Source organism: Vibrio splendidus (assembly GCF_024347615.1).
In the GTDB taxonomy this organism is placed as follows: Bacteria; Pseudomonadota; Gammaproteobacteria; order Enterobacterales; family Vibrionaceae; genus Vibrio; species Vibrio splendidus.
Genome location: NZ_AP025508.1, coordinates 1,197,615 through 1,220,899 on the forward strand (window position 1 = coordinate 1,197,615; position 23,285 = coordinate 1,220,899).

At 44.7% G+C, this 23,285-nt stretch carries 25 protein-coding genes; 12 read left to right on the forward strand and 13 right to left on the reverse strand.

Annotated features, from left to right (window positions below; all coding sequences use genetic code 11):
• The first annotated feature begins 645 nt into the window (after nucleotides 1-645).
• The 5 genes from cyoA to cyoE are packed head-to-tail and all read left to right on the forward strand — an operon-like array spanning nucleotide 646 to nucleotide 5,433.
• Nucleotides 646-1,542 (forward strand): ubiquinol oxidase subunit II, encoded by an 897-nt coding sequence (cyoA, locus tag OCU90_RS05375; protein ID WP_077680639.1) that lies wholly within the window; start codon nucleotides 646-648, stop codon nucleotides 1,540-1,542.
• A 5-nt stretch (nucleotides 1,543-1,547) separates the two neighbouring features.
• Nucleotides 1,548-3,635, forward strand: coding sequence for a cytochrome o ubiquinol oxidase subunit I (gene cyoB / locus OCU90_RS05380; protein ID WP_061022708.1), 2,088 nt, complete (start codon nucleotides 1,548-1,550; stop codon nucleotides 3,633-3,635).
• Complete coding sequence (gene cyoC, locus OCU90_RS05385; protein ID WP_010439790.1) at nucleotides 3,625-4,242, forward strand: cytochrome o ubiquinol oxidase subunit III; 618 nt, start codon at nucleotides 3,625-3,627, stop codon at nucleotides 4,240-4,242. The genes cyoB and cyoC overlap by 11 nt, the downstream gene beginning before the upstream one ends.
• Nucleotides 4,242-4,553, forward strand: a complete 312-nt coding sequence (gene cyoD / locus OCU90_RS05390) for a cytochrome o ubiquinol oxidase subunit IV (protein WP_004736302.1) — start codon at nucleotides 4,242-4,244, stop codon at nucleotides 4,551-4,553. The genes cyoC and cyoD overlap by 1 nt, the downstream gene beginning before the upstream one ends.
• 7 nt (nucleotides 4,554-4,560) lie before the next feature.
• Nucleotides 4,561-5,433 (forward strand): heme o synthase, encoded by an 873-nt coding sequence (cyoE, locus tag OCU90_RS05395; protein ID WP_004736301.1) that lies wholly within the window; start codon nucleotides 4,561-4,563, stop codon nucleotides 5,431-5,433.
• Nucleotides 5,434-5,510: 77 nt separating this feature from the next.
• On the opposite strand, the gene OCU90_RS05400 is transcribed toward cyoE, so the two are convergent.
• The 5 genes from OCU90_RS05400 to OCU90_RS05420 all read right to left on the reverse strand — a co-directional run bounded on the left by OCU90_RS05400 (nucleotide 5,511) and on the right by OCU90_RS05420 (nucleotide 12,327).
• Complete coding sequence (locus OCU90_RS05400) at nucleotides 5,511-5,999, reverse strand: hypothetical protein (protein ID WP_061022706.1); 489 nt, start codon at nucleotides 5,997-5,999, stop codon at nucleotides 5,511-5,513.
• Between the two features lie 221 nt (nucleotides 6,000-6,220).
• Nucleotides 6,221-8,197: an alkyl sulfatase dimerization domain-containing protein gene (locus tag OCU90_RS05405; protein ID WP_061022704.1), complete on the reverse strand. Its 1,977-nt coding sequence runs from the start codon at nucleotides 8,195-8,197 to the stop codon at nucleotides 6,221-6,223.
• 266 nt (nucleotides 8,198-8,463) lie between these two features.
• Nucleotides 8,464-9,453: an efflux RND transporter periplasmic adaptor subunit gene (locus tag OCU90_RS05410; protein ID WP_004736298.1), complete on the reverse strand. Its 990-nt coding sequence runs from the start codon at nucleotides 9,451-9,453 to the stop codon at nucleotides 8,464-8,466.
• Nucleotides 9,453-10,094, reverse strand: coding sequence for a hypothetical protein (locus OCU90_RS05415; RefSeq protein ID WP_061022702.1), 642 nt, complete (start codon nucleotides 10,092-10,094; stop codon nucleotides 9,453-9,455). The genes OCU90_RS05410 and OCU90_RS05415 overlap by 1 nt, the downstream gene beginning before the upstream one ends.
• Nucleotides 10,095-11,091: 997 nt before the next feature.
• A complete protein-coding gene (locus OCU90_RS05420) occupies nucleotides 11,092-12,327 on the reverse strand; it encodes an OmpP1/FadL family transporter (protein ID WP_061022699.1) in 1,236 nt (411 codons plus the stop codon).
• A 134-nt stretch (nucleotides 12,328-12,461) separates the two neighbouring features.
• On the opposite strand from OCU90_RS05420, the gene OCU90_RS05425 reads away from it, so the two are divergent.
• The 4 genes from OCU90_RS05425 (at nucleotide 12,462) to OCU90_RS05440 (ending at nucleotide 16,074) form a co-directional block, all read left to right on the forward strand.
• Entirely contained in the window at nucleotides 12,462-13,397 is a 936-nt protein-coding gene (locus OCU90_RS05425; RefSeq protein WP_061018926.1) for a LysR family transcriptional regulator, read from the forward strand.
• Between the two features lie 216 nt (nucleotides 13,398-13,613).
• Nucleotides 13,614-13,991 (forward strand): lactoylglutathione lyase, encoded by a 378-nt coding sequence (gene gloA, locus OCU90_RS05430; protein ID WP_061022697.1) that lies wholly within the window; start codon nucleotides 13,614-13,616, stop codon nucleotides 13,989-13,991.
• A gap of 14 nt (nucleotides 13,992-14,005) precedes the next feature.
• A complete protein-coding gene (locus OCU90_RS05435) occupies nucleotides 14,006-15,103 on the forward strand; it encodes an alkene reductase (RefSeq protein ID WP_004736292.1) in 1,098 nt (365 codons plus the stop codon).
• Between the two features lie 110 nt (nucleotides 15,104-15,213).
• A complete protein-coding gene (locus OCU90_RS05440; protein ID WP_061022695.1) occupies nucleotides 15,214-16,074 on the forward strand; it encodes a DMT family transporter in 861 nt (286 codons plus the stop codon).
• Between the two features lie 103 nt (nucleotides 16,075-16,177).
• On the opposite strand, the gene OCU90_RS05445 is transcribed toward OCU90_RS05440, so the two are convergent.
• Entirely contained in the window at nucleotides 16,178-16,606 is a 429-nt protein-coding gene (locus OCU90_RS05445) for a MarR family winged helix-turn-helix transcriptional regulator (RefSeq protein WP_017086111.1), read from the reverse strand.
• Nucleotides 16,607-16,622: 16 nt separating this feature from the next.
• Nucleotides 16,623-17,267, reverse strand: a complete 645-nt coding sequence (locus tag OCU90_RS05450) for a cytochrome b/b6 domain-containing protein (RefSeq protein ID WP_061022693.1) — start codon at nucleotides 17,265-17,267, stop codon at nucleotides 16,623-16,625.
• 224 nt (nucleotides 17,268-17,491) lie between these two features.
• Between OCU90_RS05450 and OCU90_RS05455 the strand changes: the two genes are divergently transcribed.
• Complete coding sequence (locus OCU90_RS05455) at nucleotides 17,492-17,929, forward strand: c-type cytochrome (RefSeq protein WP_061022691.1); 438 nt, start codon at nucleotides 17,492-17,494, stop codon at nucleotides 17,927-17,929.
• A 130-nt stretch (nucleotides 17,930-18,059) separates the two neighbouring features.
• On the opposite strand, the gene OCU90_RS05460 is transcribed toward OCU90_RS05455, so the two are convergent.
• From OCU90_RS05460 to OCU90_RS05475, 4 genes are all read right to left on the reverse strand, one after another.
• A complete protein-coding gene (locus OCU90_RS05460; protein ID WP_004736286.1) occupies nucleotides 18,060-18,554 on the reverse strand; it encodes a peptidylprolyl isomerase in 495 nt (164 codons plus the stop codon).
• Nucleotides 18,555-18,757: 203 nt separating this feature from the next.
• Nucleotides 18,758-19,357: a thiol:disulfide interchange protein DsbA/DsbL gene (locus OCU90_RS05465; protein WP_061022689.1), complete on the reverse strand. Its 600-nt coding sequence runs from the start codon at nucleotides 19,355-19,357 to the stop codon at nucleotides 18,758-18,760.
• 89 nt (nucleotides 19,358-19,446) lie between these two features.
• Entirely contained in the window at nucleotides 19,447-19,821 is a 375-nt protein-coding gene (locus OCU90_RS05470; protein WP_061022687.1) for a hypothetical protein, read from the reverse strand.
• Nucleotides 19,822-19,923: 102 nt separating this feature from the next.
• Entirely contained in the window at nucleotides 19,924-20,532 is a 609-nt protein-coding gene (locus tag OCU90_RS05475; RefSeq protein ID WP_017091364.1) for a TetR/AcrR family transcriptional regulator, read from the reverse strand.
• 197 nt (nucleotides 20,533-20,729) lie between these two features.
• On the opposite strand from OCU90_RS05475, the gene OCU90_RS05480 reads away from it, so the two are divergent.
• A complete protein-coding gene (locus tag OCU90_RS05480; protein ID WP_061022685.1) occupies nucleotides 20,730-21,686 on the forward strand; it encodes a glycosyl transferase family protein in 957 nt (318 codons plus the stop codon).
• 96 nt (nucleotides 21,687-21,782) lie between these two features.
• Here OCU90_RS05480 and OCU90_RS05485 read toward each other — a convergent pair whose 3' ends face one another.
• A complete protein-coding gene (locus OCU90_RS05485) occupies nucleotides 21,783-22,079 on the reverse strand; it encodes a hypothetical protein (protein WP_017078936.1) in 297 nt (98 codons plus the stop codon).
• Nucleotides 22,080-22,263: 184 nt separating this feature from the next.
• Nucleotides 22,264-22,497 (reverse strand): hypothetical protein, encoded by a 234-nt coding sequence (locus tag OCU90_RS05490; protein ID WP_017078937.1) that lies wholly within the window; start codon nucleotides 22,495-22,497, stop codon nucleotides 22,264-22,266.
• A gap of 283 nt (nucleotides 22,498-22,780) precedes the next feature.
• On the opposite strand from OCU90_RS05490, the gene OCU90_RS05495 reads away from it, so the two are divergent.
• Entirely contained in the window at nucleotides 22,781-23,197 is a 417-nt protein-coding gene (locus OCU90_RS05495; RefSeq protein WP_017078938.1) for a CBS domain-containing protein, read from the forward strand.
• Nucleotides 23,198-23,285: the final 88 nt, after the last annotated feature.

The window sequence follows — 23,285 nt, forward strand, 5'->3', positions numbered from 1 at the left end:
TTTTCTGCTGCGTATAACTGACATTTTTATCATAAAAAGCAGGGTGTTATTTGAATTCCTGATGGGTTGCTGCCTGAAGTGATGCCTTTTCTAAATACCTTTAAAATTATATGTGAATTCATAAATTTGACAGTCATCACACTTTGCTTAATTCGCTCTTTCTAATGTAATCAATCATTGTCGTTTCTACTGCGTGTTTACTTTGATCTCTCCCGTTTCTCTTTAATCCTTTTCCGCACATGGCTCGACTCGTGTGGCACGTTCATGCTGTGCGTCTGAATTGCATCAATTTCCCACATCTCACTTTCATAACTGGAAGGTTAGTTTCCAAGTTTGTTTGGTGAGCTTTCAATTTCAACTCCTCATAATGCGCCAAATGTAACAATGTATTTCAAAGTGTAACAATTAAGTCATATATTTTGTGTGGTTTTAACCGTGCGGCAATGTTTCGGCTGCGCAGCACTGTCGTTTTAACTTGGCAGTTCAACTGTCGACTGTTCAACTGCCGACTGTTCAAGATAGTGGCTAATTCCGTTTCGCTTTGAGATGCGTCGTTTCACATGCTCAACACATAAATATTCTAATGACCATGACAACCAGTACTCGGGCGTTCGTTCTGAGGCTGGATAACCATCGAGAAAGTTAATGGAAGCTTCAAGATATAAACGCATTTTATCGAGAGCAAATCTGTCGAGGATTGGTTTGGTGGGAACCGTCCTGATGCTCGAAGGATGTAACTCCGCATTGCTCGACCCAAAAGGTAGCGTTGGCGTTCAGGAAAAGGAGCTGATTATTACTGCTCTGTTGCTGATGCTGATTGTCGTCATCCCCGTGATCCTGATGACCATCTACTTTGCTTATAGATACCGTGAAAGTAACACCACAGAAGAGTATGCACCTGACTGGGCGCACTCAACCAAGATTGAAATAGTGGTATGGACGATTCCAATCATCATTATTGCGATTCTGGCCACTATTACTTGGCGAACAACACACGAACTTGAGCCTTCCAAGCCTCTGGAGAGTGACGTTAAGCCTATGGTGATCGAAGTGGTCTCTCTGGACTGGAAGTGGCTGTTCATCTATCCGGAGCAAAACATTGCGACGGTTAACTATGTTGCGTTCCCGAAAGATGTACCGGTGACGTTTAAGCTAACTTCAGACAACATCATGAACGCGTTCTTTATCCCGCGTCTTGGTTCGCAGATCTACGCGATGCCGGGAATGGTGACCAAGCTGAATTTGATCGCGAACCACGAAGGTGACTTCAAAGGTTTTGCATCGAACTACAGTGGTAAAGGGTTCTCTCAAATGAAATTCACCGCATCAGCCATGCCTGATCAAGTGGCGTTTCTAAACTGGGTGGAAAAAGTGAAAGCTAGCCCAGACCGTATTGAAGACTGGGAACAATTCCGTTCATTGGCTGCGCCGAGTGTGGCTGAACCTGTGACTCTGTTCTCCAGTATCCCACCATTTTTATTCACTGATGTCGTGACCCAGCACCCTGGTTCAATGAACTGTTTGCCGGAAACCCAAGGATAATCGTCATGTTTGGAAGATTAACTCTAGACTCAATTCCCTACCACGAACCCATTATTTTGATCACCTTAACCATGATCGCTTTAGTGGGTAGTTTAGTGGTGTATGCGGTAACAAAAGCCGGTAAGTGGCAATACCTATGGAATGAATGGTTTACGTCTGTAGACCACAAAAAACTAGGCTTCATGTACATTGCGGTCGCGATGGTGATGTTAGTTCGTGGCTTCGCCGATGCGGTCATGATGCGCAGTCAGCAATTGCTTTCTGCAGCGGGTGAGACTGGCTATTTACCGCCACATCACTACGACCAAATCTTCACGGCTCACGGCGTGATCATGATTTTCTTCGTAGCGATGCCTCTGGTTATCGGCTTGATGAACATCATCGTGCCGCTGCAAATTGGCGCTCGTGATGTTGCATTCCCTTATCTGAATAACTTGAGCTTCTGGCTATTTGTGGTGGGTATTATCCTAACCAACATGTCGCTTGGCTTGGGTGAGTTTGGCCGTACGGGTTGGTTGGCGTATCCGCCGTTGTCTGGCATTGAGGCGAGCCCGGGAGTCGGGGTCGATTATTGGATATGGGCACTGCAAATATCCGGTGTGGGTACCACGTTAACGGGTGTGAACTTCTTTGCGACCATTTTGCGCATGCGTACTCCGTCTATGCCAATGATGAAGATGCCAGTGTTCACATGGGCATCTCTGTGTGCCAACATCCTGATCATCATCTCTTTCCCGATCCTAACTGTGACCATTGCGTTACTGACTTTGGATAGATACATCGGCACGCACTTCTTCACCAATGACCTTGGTGGCAACGTGATGATGTATGTGAACCTGATTTGGGCATGGGGACACCCTGAGGTGTACATCCTAATCTTGCCTATTTTCGGAGTGTTCTCTGAAGTTACTGCGACTTTCTCACGTAAAAAACTGTTTGGTTATACCTCACTGGTATGGGCGACGGTGGCTATCACTATTTTAGCGTTTGTGGTTTGGCTGCATCACTTCTTCACCATGGGTTCAGGCGCCAATGTGAATGCCTTCTTCGGCATTGCAACTATGATTATCTCTATCCCGACCGGGGTTAAGATCTTCAACTGGTTGTTCACCATGTACAAAGGTCGTATCCGCTTTACCACACCTATGTTATGGACGGTCGGTTTCCTTATCACCTTTACGGTGGGTGGTATGACAGGCGTATTGATGGCAGTTCCGGGCGCAGACTTTATTCTGCATAACTCGGTATTCCTGATTGCTCACTTCCACAACGTAATCATCGGTGGCGTAGTGTTCGGTTGTTTCGCTGCTATTGGTTACTGGTTCCCGAAAGCGACGGGTTTCACTCTGAACGAACTTTGGGGAAAACGCGCATTCTACTGCTGGATAATCGGTTTCTTGATGGCGTTCTTGCCGCTTTATGCTCTGGGCTTTATGGGCATGACGCGTCGTTTGAGCCAAGACATCAATCCTGAATTCTTCCCTCTACTGGCGGTTGCGGCTGCAGGTACGGGCGTGATTGCGATGGGTGTTGTTTGTCAGTTCGTTCAGATTTACGTGAGTGTTCGTGACCGCGACCAAAACCGAGATCTAACCGGTGACCCGTGGGGCGGACGCACATTCGAATGGGCAACGTCTTCACCACCGCCGTTCTACAACTTTGCAAAATTGCCTAAGGGCGATGAGATCGATTCGTTCTGGTATCAAAAGCAAAGTGGTGAGTTTGATCCAACTCAGGAAGAAGAATACGAACGTATTCACATGCCTAAGAATACACCGACAGGCATTTATGTGTCTGCATGGGCGTTGGCATTTGGCTTCGCAATGATCTGGTACATCTGGTGGCTAGCGGCTGCAAGCTTAGTGGGTATCGTGGTGACGTGTATTCAACACAGCTACAACGACGATGTGGATTACTACGTGGAAGTTGAAGAGATCAAAGCGATTGAAGCGGCTCGACGTGCGCAGCTTGCAGAAGCGAAAAAACAGTCAGTGAAAGGCGATCATTCTGGTCGTGGTAACAGCGCTGACAGTGATGCTGATAGTGGTAATAACGACAATAAAGATGATTTGGAGACGACGTATGCAAGCTAATACTCCGTCACACACTTATGATCTTGCACACTCGCATGATCATCACCACGAAGCTGCGGGCAACAAGTTGTTTGGCTTCTGGGTTTACTTGATGAGTGACTGTGTCCTGTTTGCCACGCTTTTCGCGACTTATGCCGTGCTTGAGAGTGGGTCTATCGCAGGGCCGACAGGTAAAGACATCTTTGAACTGCCGTTCGTGTTTGTCGAAACCATGATGCTGCTGTTCAGTAGTATCACCTTCGGTTTTGGCATGATTGCGATGAAGCGCAAAGACGTGACCGGACTGAAGCGCTGGATCAAAGTGACTTTCGTATTGGGCTTAGCCTTCATCTGTATGGAAGTGTATGAATTTCATCACTTGATTGCAGAAGGCTATGGCCCTCAAGAAAGCGCATTCCTTTCTGCGTTCTTTACCTTGGTTGGCACACACGGTTTGCACGTAACGTTTGGTCTGATTTGGATGGCGGTGGCTTATCACCAGCTTTCAACCAAAGGTTTGAACGACAACATGTCGATGCGCTTCCAGTGCTTGAGCTTGTTTTGGCACTTCCTTGATATCGTTTGGATTTGTGTATTTACCATCGTGTACTTAATGGGGGTGATGTAATGGAACAGCATCTAGACAGTGGTGCAACGGATTATGTGAAAGGCTTTATAGCGTCACTGATTCTCACCATTATTCCGTTCTACATCGTGTGGGCGCATGTGTTACCAAGCACAGAAACGTACGTGATCTTGTTCGGCTGCGCGCTGGTGCAAATCTTTGTGCACTTTAAGTACTTTCTACATATGGAAGCGAAATCTTCCGATGGGCGTTGGAACTTGGTGTCACTGATGTTTACCGCCATTGTTGTATTGATTCTTATCGCTGGCTCGGTATGGATCATCTACAACATGAACGTCAACATGAAGTTGTAGGCTAGGTATGCTGAAAAGATATCTGTCTATCACCAAACCGGGCATCATTTTCGGCAACCTGATTTCTGTTGCGGCGGGGTTCTTCCTCGCCGCAAAAACAGAACCAGCCAGTGCGATGTTGTTACTGACAACATTAGCGGGTGTGGGACTTGTGATTGCATCAGGTTGTGTTGTGAACAACATCTTTGATCGAGACATCGACCAGAAGATGAAGCGCACACAAAATCGAGAATTGGTTCAAGGAAACATCAATACAGATGTAGCGTTCGTCTATGCCTTGGTTTTACTGCTAGCAGGCACAGCGCTGCTGTTTCAGTTCGCTAATCCGATCTCTGCGGTCATGGTGTTGCTTGGCTATGTGTTTTACGTCTTTTTCTACACCATGTGGTACAAGCGTACATCGGTTTACGGCACTTTAGTCGGCAGTATTTCGGGAGCCGTTCCGCCGTTAGTGGGCTACTTGGCGGTGACTAATTACATTAGTTTGGAAGCGGTTTTGTTGTTCGCGATGTTCTGTTTATGGCAAATGCCACACTCGTACGCGATCGCGATGTTCCGCCTTCAAGATTATCGAGATGCAGGCATTCCAGTGTTACCGGTGAAAGAGGGCGTCGACAAAGCACATCAACACATGAAAGCGTATGTTGTGGCGTTTGGCGCAGTATCATTGGCGTTGTTCCTACTTGGGGAAGCAGGTTATGAATACCTAGCGGTGTCGGCAGCAGTCTGTTTTATGTGGACCAAAGTGACATTCCGCAAAGTGGATTGCCTTAACTACATCCAGTGGTCAAAGACGGTCTTCAAGGTCTCTCTCCTGGTGGTTATGAGCATCAGTGGTGTACTGGGGCTGGAGTTGATTCCGTTGCCTACGCTTTTTTGATTTAAGTTTGTCGTTGAACCCTCAATGTTCTGAAGTCCGAGGGTTTGACGACTTTTTATCTGTCCCGCTTTAAGCTATTACCCTTCAAAAATATCACTAAGCCAATCTTCAAGCTGCTCTCGTTTATCTTGTGGGCCATTGATGATCACTAAGCCGTTTAGTGTCGCGTGATCCCAAGATATGGTGCCAGTTGCTAACGCATCGAACACATCGAGTTCAGTAATTAACAGTAGATCTTCTTCAGTAGGCAAAGTATCTCTACCTGACACATCGACATCCTTTTCAAGTTTCACTTGGCTGTAATGACCTTTGATTGCTTCGAATAAGTTGAACTCAATTTTGCTTGGGTGGGGTTTCGCAAGCGCGGCCTTGATGGCAAAGAGTCGAAAGTGATCCGGCTTATTGAGGTTGTTGAATTCATCGTCTTGTCTGGCTGTAATGACGTTGCCAAATACCTCGAGTGAACCGGGCTCTGTCACTAAACTAAACCCTGTCTCTTGGTGAAGACCGCAGGCAAACGTAAGTGAAGAGGTGAGTGAAAGAATCAGAGCAAATCGTTTTAACATAATGGTTATCGAGACCTATAACAGGGTTAAGAATCTGACGGCAGAAGCCGAACCTGACGATAAAAAAAGGGACCACAAAGGGTCCCTGTATTTGTTTGTCGTCCATGTGAAGCGGTCAGCGTATTGGTTGATAGTGTGTTAGTGATTGTTTACTAACACGCTATCGTCGAAGAGCTATCATCGAAGAGCTATCGCCGAAGAGCGACCGTTCGAACTCGCTATTAGCGAACGATGAGCATGATCTCTTCTGGAGTCATTGGCTTATCGAAGTAGCTCATGAATTGACCGAAGCCTTTGATGTCGCCATTCGAGAACTTGAATGCACCAGACTGTAGGTTGGTACCAATCACTTGTTGAGCGTTTGGACCCGCAATCAAGATTTGGTTCAATACTGCACGAGTGGTGTTGATTTGAACGTCTGCGCCTTTCACTGCCTCTTCGTGTAACTGAGCAATGCCGTTACGAATTTCGATAGTGAATGCTTCGTTAGTATCAGAGAAGTTGTACGTTAGCATCATGTTTACGTCTAACGAGTTTTCTGCGATTAGCGTCGACGTCATCATATCGAAGATTTGCTTACTTGGTAGCGCAGTTAGTACGTCTACAGAAGCGAAGCTGATCATGTTAGAGAAATCACGAGTACCTTCTAGTTCAGCTGCAGCATTCAATGCCCAGTTGCGCCAGTTGATGTTCACTTGATCTGCAGACCATGCTTTGTAAGCTTGTGCTTTCAGTAAGCGTGCTTCCATGTCATCTTTGTTTACCGTGATTGGGTAAGAAAGAATCTCTGCTGCAAAGGTGTAGTTCTCTGCTTTCATCGCCGCTTTTGCTGTGTCGATGATGTTGTCACGACCGCCCATGATCTCTACGAATGCTTTAGCGCGTTGCTCGTAAGCCATTGGCTCTAGCTGCCATGGATCCGCTTCGAAGAAACCGTTGTAACCTACGTAAATTTGGCGAACGGCGTGTGCAACGGTACCGTAGTGCTCACCTAACCAAGGGTGCTCAGCAAGGTGCTTAGGAAGTTTAACCACTTCAACTAGCTCGTCTGGCGTCATACCTTTGTTCATGTAACGGATTGTTTGGTCATGCGTGTATTGAATCGCATCACGATAAGCCGTTAATACGTCAGATACCGCTTCTTTACCTTCAACAGGACGACCGTGAGAGTTAATCATGATCTCAGTGTCGAACTTACGCATTACGTCGATGCCCTTGAACCACATTGATGGGTCACGGAATTTAGTACCACGGATGGTGTGAAGGTTAGGGAAGTTCTCACCTTGAAGTACTTCAGCCGCGTGCAGGATTTTCTGCTCTGGGAAGTAAACCACTAACTCATCTTTAGTTTCAGATGGCACGTTCTCGATGTGCATCTTAACGCCAGCAATTTCAATTTCAATGTGGCTTTGGCTTGGTACCAGCAGGTTTGGTTCAATGAACGAGATAGCACCTTGCATGAAGCGCGGACCAAGGCCGTCGTTTACTGTGCCGTGCTCACCTTCTTCTACGTGCTTAGCACCTGTGTAAGAAGTACGGTGACCAAATAGAGTACCTAGGTTTGAAGACCAGTTAGCCACTGCTGCGGTTAGGCCTTCTTCTGCGATGATTTTTACTTCGCCTGATGCTACTTCTTCATCAGTCACCCATGCACGCACACCAGAGATGTGGTCGATGTGGTTGTGAGAATAGATGATGGCTTTAACCGGCTTGTCTGTGATTTGACGGAACTGTTCTTTAACCGATTGAGCCATTTCTACCGACTCGCCTGGATCAACAATGATGATGCCGTCCGTACCTTCGATCATTACTGGTGTATCTAGACCGAAACCGTAACCAAGGTAAACGTTGTCATCCACTTTAATGATTGCTTGGTCCATTTTACGACCATGCTTGGTTAAGATTGGATGAACGTGATCAGATTCTTCAGTGTAAGCCAGTGAGTCGCCCGTTTTCGAAACAACTTGGATGCGCTCGCCTTTGCCCCAGAACATGTTTGACTTGTGTTCGAATAGAACCTCGCTCTTGTAGCGAGCATCAAGGTCAATGTTTTGGTATTGCGCAGCATTTGCTGTCTGAAGTTCTTGGCCTACTTTCGATGTCGCTTCTACAGTTGGAGTTGCAGATGCAAAACCAGAAGCAAATAGAGCGCTCGCGATAGCAACAGGAAGCGCCATTTTTTTGAATGTATTAGTCATGGTCGTGACCTTATGTTTGGATACAGGAATTGGATTTCTTGAGTCAAATAATAGAGGTGGGAGAGGTCGCTATCTACGCGCTAATAGGATATCGATATATCGTTTTTTCGATGATTTATTTATCTAATGATTGTATTGGCGATTTATTTTGATCTAAATCAATTAGTAAGTGGGGCTTGTGATAGATACAAAAATGCCCTGAAATTCAGGGCATTTAATTTGGAACTAATGGCTGTTATATAAGTGTTTACCGAGAATCTGAGTACTTACCAAGCACCTAAGTAAGACTTGTAAGATTGTAGGCGAACCGTTGCTGCGCCGATTACATCGATGAAGCCCCAGAACGGATGCGGCTTCTCAGCCGAGATCCAAGCCGCGCCAGTTGAACCAATAGGGATGTTGTAACCTTCTGGTTCGATGATCTCAAGTACGATAGTACGACCTAAAGCATTCCCGTTTCTTACTACGTGTTGACCGACGCTTTGTGGCCCCTGAAGTGGAGAAATACTCGACTCACCGGTACCGGCATTAAAGCTGTGTACTTTTGCTCGGAACACGTGCCCCGGGTAGGCATCAACGAAGAACTCAGCGAAGTCTCCTACTTGAACATAGCCATAAGTTTGGTCTGAAATGCGCATCTCAAGGAACTTTTTGCTGGTGTTGTAGAGGTGCATGTTACCCATGACAGAACCTTCAGCAATATTCACTATCGATACCTGACCGTCAAATTCCGCTCTAATGGTTTTCTTCTCTTGCGCCCAGTTCACTTTTTGTAGATCGGCTTTTAACGAAACAAGTTCAGCGTGCAGCACTCGAAGATCTGAGTCGTACTTTTCTACGTCACGCATATTGAAGATTTCAGGTGACGTTTCAGCACGCTCTAAGTCCCGAGTCATTTGCTTGATTTCTTCTTCTTTCTGAACAATTGAAGATTCGATCTTTGCTTTGTCTGCGGCAGAATCGATGTCGACGAGCGTGTAGATTATGTCGCCTTCTTTAACCATTTGGTTGTGATCAACAAGCACTTTGTCGATCTGCTGGCCGAAGATAGGTGACATAACCGCGTGTGGTGCTTTTACTGTGGTCGAGTTCGTTAAATCAACGGGTGCCCACAAGCGAGAGATAACCGCTAATACCGCAAGGATTGTTACGCCGCCAATGGCAGCCCACGTGTAGTTTTTGAAGTTCTTCTTAAGTGCGCCTGTCGCAAACAGTGACCATACAATTAGGATGTATGGAATCATCATCTCTTTCATTATGCGACCTCTTTTTCTGTAGGGGATGGTTTTGTTGGAGCCTTTTCTTCTGAAGCCTGTTCTTTTGAAGGCTGAGCTTCTGAAGACGGTTCTACTGGAGAGTGTTGTGTTTGAGACGGCTCTGTTACCGATTGTTCAGATGATACGTGGACAGCGGCTGTCGCTGCATTAGTCGCATCTTGTTTAGGCTGTACACCACGGCGAATCACATCACTCAGTGATTGACCAATATGCTTCCAGTTCGCCAATGCGATAACCAAAGCGATAACCCAGAATGTTTTGCTGATGAAGAGCCCGCAAAGTGACAGTGCAAACACGATTTGTACGTGAGCGCTTTTGTGCTCTTTTGCTTTATGCACACCCAGTTCATGCAACTGCCACATGCCGTAAACACCGGCTAATACCACAGCAATGGTCACCGAGAACAAGTAACCAGAGAAGTACTCCATCTGGAAGAAGTTCATCATCATTTCATTGGGATGATTGTTGAATTGAGACATGTCGATGTCTTTAGAATGGATAGTGCCTAACGGTGCAAGAGCCCATGCACCAGCAAACATCACCGCCATAAACAGGCAGAATTTAATCAAGACCATAGCAACGGCCCAGATCTTCTGGAAAACGATTTTTATAAAGTTCATATCTCAACCTACATCAATAAGAAGAGAGAATTTGCAGCCTAGAAGTCACCTTTAATGACATCTTAAAAAGTAGATGTCTATTATGTGGAGAGATTGGTGCTCATAATAAACAAAAGTAATAGATGATATTTAAAGTGATATTGCTCAGTCCAGACAACCGATTCTCGGTATCAAGAAGCGAATATGCTCCTCTACAAATCAATTCTTATTGTTAGCCTGAAACGCAGGTTGAATGACGATGCACTGTTGAACGAAATATTAGGCTCGTTCTTTTAGCTATTGTCTTCTTTACGTGTAATACCTCGTCTGTCGAGGGGATCTTCCATGGCAATTGACATAGTGTTGTAAAACATTTGTCAGCATTCTGTTTGGGCTAAGAATTGATTTGTTAGCAGGATAATAGGAAGAGTTTTGACCAGAATCTACCCAGAATTACGATTTGATAATATCGTAATTACGATTAGTAGTTATAACTCTAAATCGGTAGGTCGATTTATTTGAAAAGGCTCATATACAGATAGAAAACATTGTTCATTAACTTGGTTTGGATCAATGAAATGACTAATAAAAGCATCAATAAGCAATTTGGCGGAATTAATCTTTTTACACGCTTCTTACAATAAAAGGAGTAATAGAAACGAATGATGGATGACATATAACTGATAATAGATTTTTGAACACTGGAAAAATAGGTTTCTGTTTACGGTAGAGCGCTGGATTCGAAATATTGTAGCTTTAATTCTTCAAATGTATATCTCAATGTCGCTGAACACAGTGTCATGATAAACGAGACAATATCGTATTGTTTATGTTCTATTGAATATGTAATCTAACCCAATCAAATGCGATGTTGATTGGGGATAAAACATTGCAGTTGAAGAACAGATAGAGAAAGACCTAGCGGATAGCTAGGCCTTGATGTTGTGCACGAGTGAGGCCATGAATCAGGCACTGTGCGTGACTCATAGATAATCGACGAAAGGTCGAGACTGCCGCTTTACAGGAAGCGGTAGTTCGCTTGCATACCGAAGAAGTGTGCGCTGTTATCATAAGCGCCTTGAACATTGATAACTTGCCCCTTTGAGTAATTAAGCTCAGGCTCGTCGAGATCGATGTAATCGTAGTAAGCGCGCAGTTCCCAGTTCTTATTGAGCGCATAGGTGGCACCGGCGCCAATGCGTTTGGTTTCGCCTACAGGAAGATCCATATATTGATGAGTTGCGTCATCTTGAGGAGAAGTCTCGTAGCTGATGCCTGTTTCTAGTCGCAAGGTTGGGGTGATTTGGTAATGAGTACCTATGGCTAGGTTCCACACATCGTCAAAGTTACGGTCGACAACTTTTACTGAATTATCATTGATGTCTAGCGTGAGGTCAGTCCAAGTTGATAGGTCATACCAAGTCACACTCCACAGCATGTCCCATTGGTCATTGACGGCGTGCACGCCGCTAATTTGGATGTGTTGAGGCATGATAAAGTCGAGCCCAACATCACGCTTGGTGTCGCTAGCCGAATGTTGAAGATCCCCTTCACCGTAATGAGCAAGTTCAGAGCGGTAGATAAAGCCAAAACGGTGTTGTTCGTTCGGTTGGTAAAAGGCACTAAGAGAGTAGCCAACCGTGAAATCATCCGCGTCTGCTTCGAATAAGTGTTCAGACCCAATGTCGCCAGTGCCGATAAAAGGATTCAACTCGCCGTTAGCAGTGAGGTATTCCGCATTGACTGAGGCACCCAACGAAAGCTGCTCATTCACTTTGTAAGATATCGAAGGCATTAGTTGAACAGTCATGAATTCAACATTCTTTAATAAACGCTGCCCAGAAAAATTATCACCATAATCGATCCCTGAACCACCTTGAGAAGCCAAAGCAAAGCCAGCGTGAAATTTGTCGTTGATAGGGGCGACAAAGTAGAAGCTTCCTACCGGAGCCCAACCACCAGCATCAATGTTACTGTCAAAACGCTCTGTTGGGTCTGTGTCTGAATAGTTGATGTCTGTGTAGAGGCCTGCCAGATTGACGGTGAGTTCAGGGTTTTCTAGCTGAGACATAGCGGCAGGGTTAGTCCATGCGGTTAACGCACTTTCAGCTAACGCTGCCGATCCTGCGCCTGCGGTACTTGCGTTGAGAGAACCAAGTTCAGGAAGAAGGTGAGCCGCAGCCAGTGCTGGGTTTGAAAGCATCGCGTTACTCGTCATCATCGCAATAGTGATGGCAAGGTAGTGTTTTTTCATGGGGAAACCTATTAAGAAACTAATTACGCGGGATGTTAGTGTCTCAATTTGGGACTTTAAATGAGGGATTCTTATTTCATTCTATCGCTTTTACGATAGCATAGTACTCATGGTCGCCTAACGAGTAATGATATATGAGTAATGACATCCCCAACTTCAACCTACTTGCCGTGTTTTCTGCGGTGATGGAGCAGGGCAGTTTAAGTAAGGCTGCGGATCAACTCAGTACCAATCAATCGACCATCAGTACCGCGTTAGCCCGCCTAAAGAAAGAGATTGGCCAAGAGCTTTTTGTTCGTAAAGGACGTGGCGTTGTGCCTACATCGTATGCTCAAAGCTTGTATGAACAAATCAAAGCGCCGATCAATGAACTTAACGGTGTCTTTCAATCGATGGCTAGCTTTGATGAGCAAAGCTCTGAACGTAAGTTTGTTATCTCTTGTCCCGAACATCTTCAGTGGGTACTGCTCGATAGCTTTGCGGCGCTTCCTAATCAAAATTTGTCGCTAGAAGTGTTTGATCAACCAGACAGCGATGATCGCATCTATGAAGATCTTTTAACTCAAGAGTTCGATGCCATGATTGAGATAGTCGTTCCTGAACATCCAAGTATTGCGAGTGAAACCTTGTATCAGGGAGACTTTGCCATTGTGTGTCGTTCGGGGCATCCTCGTATTCAAGGAGAGATCAGTGAAGCACAGTTTATGAGTGAAAAGCATGCTGTATTAGACCGAACGCGACGTAAAGTACGCAGCTTGAGTCATTATACTTCTTTGGATTTAACTAAACGTAAAATCGCATTTCACGGACGATCGTTGTTTAGCAATATCTTGCTGTGTAGTCAGTCGGATTATATCACGGTAGTCCCACTCTCTATGGCTCTGCAGTTCCAAGAGAGGCTCGGTTTACAACTCTTTAAGCCTCCGTTTGATTATGAACAGATGTCTCACTACCTGATTTGGTTGAAGAAGCAGAACAGCGACCCCGCTCATAAATGGTTTCGAGAGCAAGTGATTAATACGTCTGATGCGATGTCTAAAACACTTAAAGATAGGCGTTTGCGGTTTTAATTGAGAGTTTAATTCTAGGGAAGCATTGGCTTCCCTTTTTTGTGTCGTTGAGTTCGTGCTAGTCATAAACTTCATAACAAAAAATTATCACATTGAGAATTTTTGATAATTTCCTTAATTCCTCGATGAATCGTATTATTTCACTCAGAGATTAGTGGATAACCTCCACTCAAAATAATAACGGCGCCATGCTTGTGGTGCTAATAAGGGTGAAATATGAAATTCCTACACACAATGATCCGAGTTACTGATTTAGACAAGTCCATCGAGTTCTACACCAAGGTATTGGGAATGAAGGAACTTGAACGCTACGAGAACAAAGACTACCGCTACACATTAGTTTTTGTTGGCTACGAACAAGGCGGCACGACTATCGAGCTAACGTACAACTGGGATACGAATGAGTACGAGATGGGCAGCGCGTTTGGTCATCTGGCATTGGGTGTAGAAGATATTTACGCAGCATGCGACAAGATCAAATCGCTAGGTGGCAACGTCACTCGCGAAGCGGGCCCAGTGAAAGGTGGATCAACACATATCGCTTTCATCACTGACCCAGACGGCTACCAAATCGAACTGATTCAACTAGGTTAATCGAGGATATAACAATGACAAACGCATTATTTCAACCAATTCAACTTGGTAATATCGAGCTTAAAAACCGTATTGTTATGCCACCGATGACGCGTTCTCGTGCAACGCAACCTGGTAATTCAGCAAACGACATGATGGCGGCTTACTACGCTCAACGCGCTTCTGCGGGTTTGATTATTGCGGAAGGCACACAAATTTCACCTATGGGCCAAGGTTACGCTTGGACTCCGGGTATCTATTCTGATGAGCAGATTGCGGGTTGGAAAAAAGTGACTGATGCAGTACATGAAAAAGAGGGTGTTATCTTCGCTCAACTTTGGCATGTAGGCCGTGTAACACACCCAGATAACATCGGCGGTGAACAGCCAATCTCGTCTTCTGCACTTAAAGCAGAAAACGTAAAAGTATTCATCGATAACGGCACTGATGAGCCGGGCTTTGTAGATGTGGTTGAACCTCGTGAGATGACGAAACAAGACATCAAACAAGTGGTTGAACAGTATCGCCAAGCGGCTTTGAACGCGATTGAAGCGGGCTTTGATGGTATCGAACTTCACGCCGCGAATGGTTACTTAATCAACCAATTCATCGATTCTGAAGCAAACAACCGCACCGACGAATACGGTGGTTCAATCGAAAACCGTTTACGTTTCCTAGGTGAAGTGGTTGAGGCTATGGTTGAAGCGATTGGTGCTGACCGTGTTGGTGTGCGTCTTGCTCCGTTCACATCGTTGAATGGTACCGTTGATGCTACGCCAGTCGAGACTTACACAGCGGCGGCAGCACTACTTAATCTATACAAAATTGTTTACCTACACATTGCAGAAGTTGATTGGGACGATGCACCTGAAACACCGAAAACCTTTAAATCAGCAGTACGTAATGCTTACCAAGGTGTCCTGATTTATGCGGGTAAATACGATAGCGAGCGTGGCGAAAAAGCGGTTGCTGAAGGCGTAACTGACATGGTTGGTTTTGGTCGTCCATTCGTTGCTAACCCAGATTTACCAGCTCGTATTCAAAATGGTTACCCACTTGCGGCGCACGATCCAAACACGTTGTTCGGCGGTGCTGAAAAAGGTTTAACGGATTACCCAGAATACGCAGGCTAAAAACAGCTGCCTGAAGCCGAGTATTGAGATAGTATCTTGATCCTGTTGAATGTTTATAAAAAGCAACCTTGCAGAGTCGGGTTGCTTTTTTTGTTATTGGACCAAGTAAAATGATGAAAGCGATGCGCGGAGAGCTTTACCTCCTATTTGCTACCCTGTTAGCTGGGATTGGATGGATTGCATCTAAGCTGGTGGTATTAGAAATGCCGGGGCCAGTGTTCATTGGTGTGCGATTCCTCGTCGCGAGTTTGATTCTTCTGCCGTTTTGTATTCATCACATTCGTAAGCTTTCGCTTAAGCAGGTTCTTTCTCTTTGCGGAGTGGGTTTGCTGCTGTCTGCCTCATTGCAGGTATGGGTATTTGCAGTTTCGGTGACTGAAAGCTTGTCGGAAGGGGCATTCATCATGAGCTTAGCCATGATCATTGCACCGTTTGTGTCTTGGATTTTTTTTCGAGTTAAGCCTAATCGTGCGTTTTGGATGTCTTTCCCTATCGCGATTATCGGCATGCTACTGCTGACTTTGGGCAACGGCTGGCATGTTGAGCAGAGTCTGGTTTACTTCTTGTTAGCATCGATGTTGTTGTCTGTTCACTTTGTGATGAACAAGCGTGTGATTACCAATATCAAGCCTATCGCATCAATTTGTATGCAGCTGTTTGTAGTGGGTGTGAGTGGTTTAGCCTTTGCTTCTATGACAGCTCAGCCGGAGTTCGAAATCACCAAAACCTTAGTCTTCTGGTTTATTGTCTCTGCGGTGATCGCAACATCTATTCGTTACTTGCTGCAAACGGTCGGTCAGCACTCCGTGAATATGGAAGTGGCGGCATTGATCATGATTCTTGAGCCTGTGTGGACGCTGCTGTTAAGTGTGAGTGTGCTTGGCGAAAGTGTAGAGATGCAGAAGCTGCTCGGTGGAGCGGTGATCATTGCTTCACTGTTTTGCTATATCAAATGGTCGAGACGAAAATAAAACACTCGGCGCAAGGCCGAGTGTTGGTTGTTTTTTAATACACGTTCAGAGTGTAACAAGCTTTGCTAAGCAGTGAGATTGGTAAGCAGCGAGCGCGGTAAGATCAGATTGCCGCGACTACTTTCTGAAGTAGCTTGAGCATTTGCTGCTGTTCTTCAGCATCTAACTCGTTCATCAACGCTTTGTTTAAACGAACTGGGATAGGAACGAGTTGTTCTTCAAGTGCTTTGCCTTTTTCCGTTAAGTAAATTCGGAAAGAACGGCGACTGTTTGGATCGGCTCTGCGTTCCACCAGTTCAAGTTTTTCTAACTTGTCTAATGTACGTGTCGTTGTTGAATTCTCGACTTTGGATTTCGCAGCAATATCACGCTGAGTCACACCTTCTTCTTCCCAAAGACACATCATGGTTGGCCATAGTGCAATGCTTAAGCCATGTTCCTTCAATTCCGTGTCGAAATCTTTGGTCGCTTTATTGGCGATCACATTGATCATCCAACCAAAGCTTTTTTGTCTATCAAACTCTTCTGGCATCTTTCGCTACCTAATTTTACTGTGATATTGCAACTATTGTCATCGTAACTAATACCGATGCAATTAGCACCAACAACGCTTTCCTATTTGATGAAAAAGCCAATTGACTGCCATTTCTGAAATAATCCGTTGACGCTGAATGGTTTTGTTTGCCTGTGATCATGGCAAGAACCAGCGGTTTTGAACGCAGTTTGTAGATGATAATAGCCACCAAGTGCAGTACCACAAATGCCACTAACATGCGTGCGGCAATGCCATGTACCGTACATAACACATCGAATACTGCATCAGTAATCACGCGTTCCGAGCCTGGTATAGCATCAAAGAATCCGGCAATAACAAGCCCAGTAATACATTGGATAAACAGAGTCGTGATCATTCCTATCACCATCCACGCACCTAACGGATTATGTCCCGGTTTTGGTCGTGCTTTTCCGCGGAAGTAATTCCAAGCCGATTTTGGGGAGCTAATAAATTGAGAAAAGCGACTGGTATCGCTGCCGACGATTCCCCAAACCAAGCGCCATAAAATCAGACAGAACAGTGCGAGGCCTAAGTAAACATGAGGGCCTTGTCCGTTAAACCCTGACGCAGCAAGACCAATAAAGAGTACGGCTTGAAGCCAGTGATAAAGTCGAGTTGGTAGATCCCAGATTTTCATAATGCTTTTCCTGTTTGCGAATTTGCTTGGTGGGAATAATTTACACAACAACAGTTGCATGCGCAACTATTGTTGTGTAAATTAAATGAATCTCATCGATTACGGCTGAACTATCAAGCCGTAATTTACTAAGAAACCAATCAGTAATTAACGAACAAATCACTCAGTCAATTAGCCACTCAGTCAATTAAGCACTCAATCAATTAATCACTAGGAATGACACTATGAAAAAATTCACTATCGCTTTAATCATCGCACTGCCTACGATTGCTCTACCTATGATCTCTATCGCTGCAGCGGATGTTGTAAATAATCGCCAGCACGCTTTTAGCTCTATTGAAGAGGTCAGCAAACAAGTTGATTCAGAATTGAACAACAGTGATGTGGATTGGCTGAAGGTGGGCGAGTTAAGTGAAATTTTGGTGGAACATGGTGATGTCTTGAATGCGAGTTTTGCTGAAGGTGATACTGGAGGTAAGGCAAAAAAGGAGATTTGGAGCAAGCCTGAGAAATTTAACCAACTGATGTTACAGATGAACCAAGGTTTTGCAGAGCTTTATCAAGCGAGTGTTGAGCAAGACTTGTCGAGCGCAGAACAAGGGTTAGATTCTGCGAACAATACTTGTAAAGGATGTCACCGTACTTACCGTTCTCGTTGGTAACGATTCTAATAACGAGCTTTGAATACAGGTGGTAAAGTCGAATCCTTACCACCATAATCCTAGCGCGCTGCCTTCTTTTCTTTGTGCAATCAATTCGAATGCACTAGGGGCAGGAAAGCACGTGGGTGAATTAGTCGCGAACAGTGACTTTAGTAATCACGATGTCTTCACACGGCACATCTTCATGTCCCCAGCGAGTGGTGGTTGGTGCAAGCGCAATCTTGTTTACCACATCCATACCTGCTGATACCTTGCCAAACACAGCGTAGCCCCAACCTGAGTTGCTGGTTGCTGTATGATCAAGGAAATCATTGTCGTCAAGGTTGATAAAGAACTGCGCCGTTGCTGAATGGGGTGCGTCAGTGCGAGCCATTGCGAGAGATCCAATCACGTTCTTTAAGCCGCGGTTAGCTTCATTCACAATAGGTGCACGAGTTGGCTTTTCTGTCATGTCGATAGTGTGTCCACCACCTTGAATCATGAAACCTTCAATAACACGGTGAAATGTTGTGCCTTCGTAGAAGCCATCTTGGCAGTATTTAAGGAAGTTTTTCGACGTTACCGGCGCTTTTTCAAGGTTCAGTTCAATTTCAATGTCGCCAAAGTTTGTGGTCAGAATGATCATAAAGGTCCCAATATTTGAGTGCTAATATTTTGAATGCTACAGCACAGTGGTTAGCTTATTTGAGTGCAGTATATGAAAAATTGTGGAGGATGCCAGTTAACAATGCTTCCCAAGCGGATTTATGGGAATGGTGAGTGGCTAGGGAGACTTCATATATAAGAAAGCCAGCGATGAAATCACTGGCTTTGAGATGAAAAACGGACTTAGAGCGTTAGCAGGTAGTTAACTAGTTGGTTGTACTCTTCGTAGCTCTTGATTTGATCCGGTTTCACGATGTATTTGTTGTTAACCAGAACTCCAGGAACACCTGTTAGTGTGCTTTGATCAAACTCTTTATCGAAACGTTTTTGCATCGAGTTCACTGCAAAGCCGTTGTATGCCGCATCAAACTTCTTCGCATCGATACCGTTATAAATGAAAAATTCACGCAGTTCTGCTTCATTTTTTGGTGTTTGTTGCTTCTCATGGATCTGAGCAAACATGGCAGGAACCATGCTTTCTTCAGCGTCTAGAGCAATCATGGTCGCGTAAGCCTTCGCCATTGGTACTGCCATGTTGTTACCCATAAAAGCGACGTGCACTTTTTGGAAGCTTGCTGACTTTGGCAAGTCTGCTTTTAGGTACTTAATGACCCCTTCAAACTTGTAACAATGTGGGCAGTAGAAAGAGAAAAATTCGGTAACGACAGGCTTGTCGGCCTTTGCTACATCAAGGATTTTGTAGTGCGTGCCTTCTTCAAATTGTGCGGCGTTTACTGAAGCGCTCAAGAGTAGAGCGGCAAAGAGGCTAAATAGTTTTTTCATGTGTTCATTTCCTAAATTCGGATGTCATTTGATACAGCAAAAATGCTGTTATAACTTGGTGGCAGATATTGCCAAACAGGGACAAACGATTAGGAAATAGGGGGGCGGTATGGCGCTTGTGGTGCAACAATCGCTTTGTGCGAAGGCTCTTTTTCTATCAGTGCCAGTGATTCAATCTGCGGTTCGAAAGATTCAGAAACGATCAGTGGTGGCATTTTCAGTAGACAGACCGATCCACAACAGTGGTGCTCAACGGTGGGTTGTGCGCTGGAAAAAGGTGTTGGGGTGCTCTCTACAGAACTGATGTTAGCAGCAGAGAAAGAGAAGCTATTGGCAGAAGTTGATTGAGCTTGGGGGGCTTGCAGAGCATTGCTGCTCGCGATGCTGTCCACACTAATGGTGGCCATTAGCATAGCGAAGAGCATGAAAGCGTGTACCCAAATTTTGTTAATCAACTTTGGCATGAATTCTTAGTCTTGGTAAACGAGTAAAGCAGGCGAATCATACCTCACTCGTTTGTGCATCTCTAATTAAACCCAATAAAACTTAGCCGAGCTCAACTTTTATTACGCTTGATACTGTTTCAGGAACATCTCGACACTGGATTGGATGATTACCTGTTTTTGTGCAGCATCCGGTGACGGCGTATGACCAATGATTTGTGGCCAAAATGCAAAAGACTTTAACAGTGCAATAAACTGGGTAGATGCAAATAGAGGGTCTAGTTCAATCAAGCGGTCATCTGCCTGTGCTGCTTTAATCCAGGTTGTGAGTCCACTTTCTGCTTGGGAATACTTTTCCATCGCTTGATGCGCCAGTTCGGCATTGTGGAAATACTCTGAGAACAGCACGCGAGATAAGTCGATAAAGCCTTCTGATTCTAAAAGCTCTAGTTCTTGATTAGCAATCGAAGTGAGTTGCTCATCAAGAGGCAGTTCTGCTTGATAAGGGAAATGCGTCGCGGCCAGAGTTTTGCTCCAAATGCTGTCTAGAATCTCATCTAAAAGCAGTTCTTTGCTGGCAAAGTGGTTGTATACCGTGCGCTTTGATACTTCCGCGCGGCTCGATATTTTATCCATGCTGGTGGCCTTGTAACCGTGCTCAGTAAACTCTGCGATAGCAGCGGCAACGATCGATTCACGTTTTCTTTGGCTCAGCGTTTTTTTTACAGTCATAGGGATACTACTCAATAGGTCGCGGTTAGCATTGCATACGCTAATTTTACACCAGTAAGTTTACTTTTAGAACACCAATCCGCGTATTGGTAATTCGATCGATAGCAACTGAATCGCTTTGCAATGCACTGTGGGTATCATAGAATCGAAAGCGTATTCGAATTTTATTGATATCAACGGAAGAGAATAAACAATCAATGAGTAGTATTTTAGAGTGTATTCGTACAGTTGGACGAGGAGAAAGAGGGCGTAAGCCTTTATCGTTCGAACAAGCCTACCGCATCATGGATGAGTATTTAAGCGGAGAGGTCGGTGACGACCAAATGGCTATGCTACTGATGTTGATTCGTGTGCAGAATGAAACCAATGAAGAGATCGCAGGCTTTGTAAAAGCGTTTCAATCTCGAGTACCAGACTTAGGCGCCGATATTGACTGGCCGTGCTACGCAGGTAAGCGTAACGATACCGCCAGTGGTAAGCCTTGGAATTTGTTGGCGGCAAAGATCTTAGCTGATAATGGCTATAAAGTCTTAATGCACGGCTACATGGACAAACCAAGTGGCCGCACGCACGTTGAGACCCATCTAGAGTGTGTTGGTGTTCGCCGAGCTCAAGACCCACAAGACGCCAAGCAGATCCTTGAAGCGGATGGTATCGCCTATTTGCCTTTGGCGAACTTCGCACCTGAAGCTCAAACTATGATTGGTTGGAAACACCGTTACGGGCTGAGAACGCCGATTAATACTGTAGTTCGAGCATTGAACCCAGGTGGTGGTCGTTTGGGCTTGCGTGGTAGTTTTCACCCGGGCTTTCCTCAGTTACACGCTGAAGTTGAGCATGTCATTGGTAATAAATCCCACTCGGTGATTTCATTTAAAGGCATGAATGGCGAATCAGAATACAACCCTAAAGTGAGTCAAACGGTCTGGATGAGTTCTCCTGAGAAGGTGGAATCTTTCTACTGGGAAGGCTCGATGAATGTTGAACTGCCTATGCCTTCTGAATGTGTACTGGGTACACCGGGAGATGAGATGGAGCTGATGGCGAACAGTGTTGTGGACAGTATGACTGCGATTTTATTCGCAGAAACGCACGATAAAACTGAGGCATACCAGAAAGCGGTGCGTCTGTGGCATGAGTATTGTGCGCGTTAGATGATGGTTTAACCAATGAGAGAAGGTCAGTGAGCGCTGGCCTTTTTTATGCTTAATTTTTAGCAAGGGCCTTTCGTGAATGCCTAAACAATAGAGCTACTTCACTCGCATCAATCGATGCATCTTGTCTTCGAATTGAATCTCAATCACTTGTGAAATTTTCATCTTCTCAACTCGTTCAAGCATTGCTGATTGATAGGCTCGTTTCTTCATCCACTCTAACGGCTCTTTAAAGCCATCTTCATTTATCACAAAGGACTGATCGGTGATGGAGTCTTCAAAGATATGAACCACCCAAATCCGCGATTGGAAATCTAACAATTCGCTAAAGTAGCTTTTTAGCTTAGGGATAAAGTGAGATAGAGCGGTTTGAGGTGAACGAAGCGAAGTCATAGTGAACCGTTTGGACAATGAAAAGCGGTGCGATGGATGTCTCCAATTCGAGCGCTTATCGGTTAAAGCAGGTAATCATCGTCAATGTGATTACCTACTCAAGAACTTGCCACAAAATACGGTATTCAGGTGCCGTTGACAATGCTTGTTGAGCTTGTCGGTCAAGACATGTGTGATGAGTCTGCTATTTAACGAACAAGCCGAAGTCGATCTCTTGTGCTCTTTGGTATTTGACCAACTTTACTTTCAAATTGTGTTTTGCCGCCAGATCAATCGCTAAGCTAGACATGTGTTTTATCTCATCGACGCAGCTAGAGATAAGGGGCTTTTCTTGGTTGTCGACAGTGGCGATGAGGGTGTTTTCTGTACCATCGACACCGGAATAAATGTACGCGTACATACTGTTGTTGTGTTGCATAAACGGCCTAATTGTAACGATATAATTATTTATGGCGTGAAGAGTACAAGGTTTATTCATTCAAGCCAGTGTCATAAAGTAAGGCTTTGTAAGGACTCTATTTTTTATTTTTTTGCTTGCGTAAAAATGCTCACAAGCCTTTTGTGACCTTGTTTTCTCGCCTTGGTAGGTTTTACCTATCAATAAAATTGTTGAAATCCATTTAGTAAAATCAAGATTTTAGACAACAATTAGGTTAACAAGATAGAAAAAGACATGACGAAAAGTATTTAGGGAGAACGCAATGCATTCAATAAAAGTGAAAGATTACATGACGCCGCAGGTTGTGACATTCACTCCTGACATGCCGTTAAGTCTCGCGTTAGATCGAGTAATGAGCAGCCATCACATGGGCGGTCCAGTAATTGATGATAATGAGCAGGTTATTGGTTTCCTTTCTGAGCAAGATTTATTAGAAAAATTGGTGAAGGTAAGCTATTTCTGCCAAGACACACACATTGTGGGTGATTGTATGTACCAAGAGGTGCTATCGGTATCACCAGACTTATCCATCATTGAATTGGCAGATATGATGCAAGTGGGTAAACCCAAAGCTTATCCAGTGCTCGATAACAAAAAGCTAGTGGGTATTATCACCAGAACCGATGTTTTGAGAGCAATCGGCAAGAACTTGGAAGAATGCTTCAAACATCAGGTATAGTAGCGTGTTAAGAACGATTATTTTTCTCAATACCCTCAATTGAAAAAAGGCGCACTAGCGCCTTTTTTCTGTATAGAGCCTTTCTTTG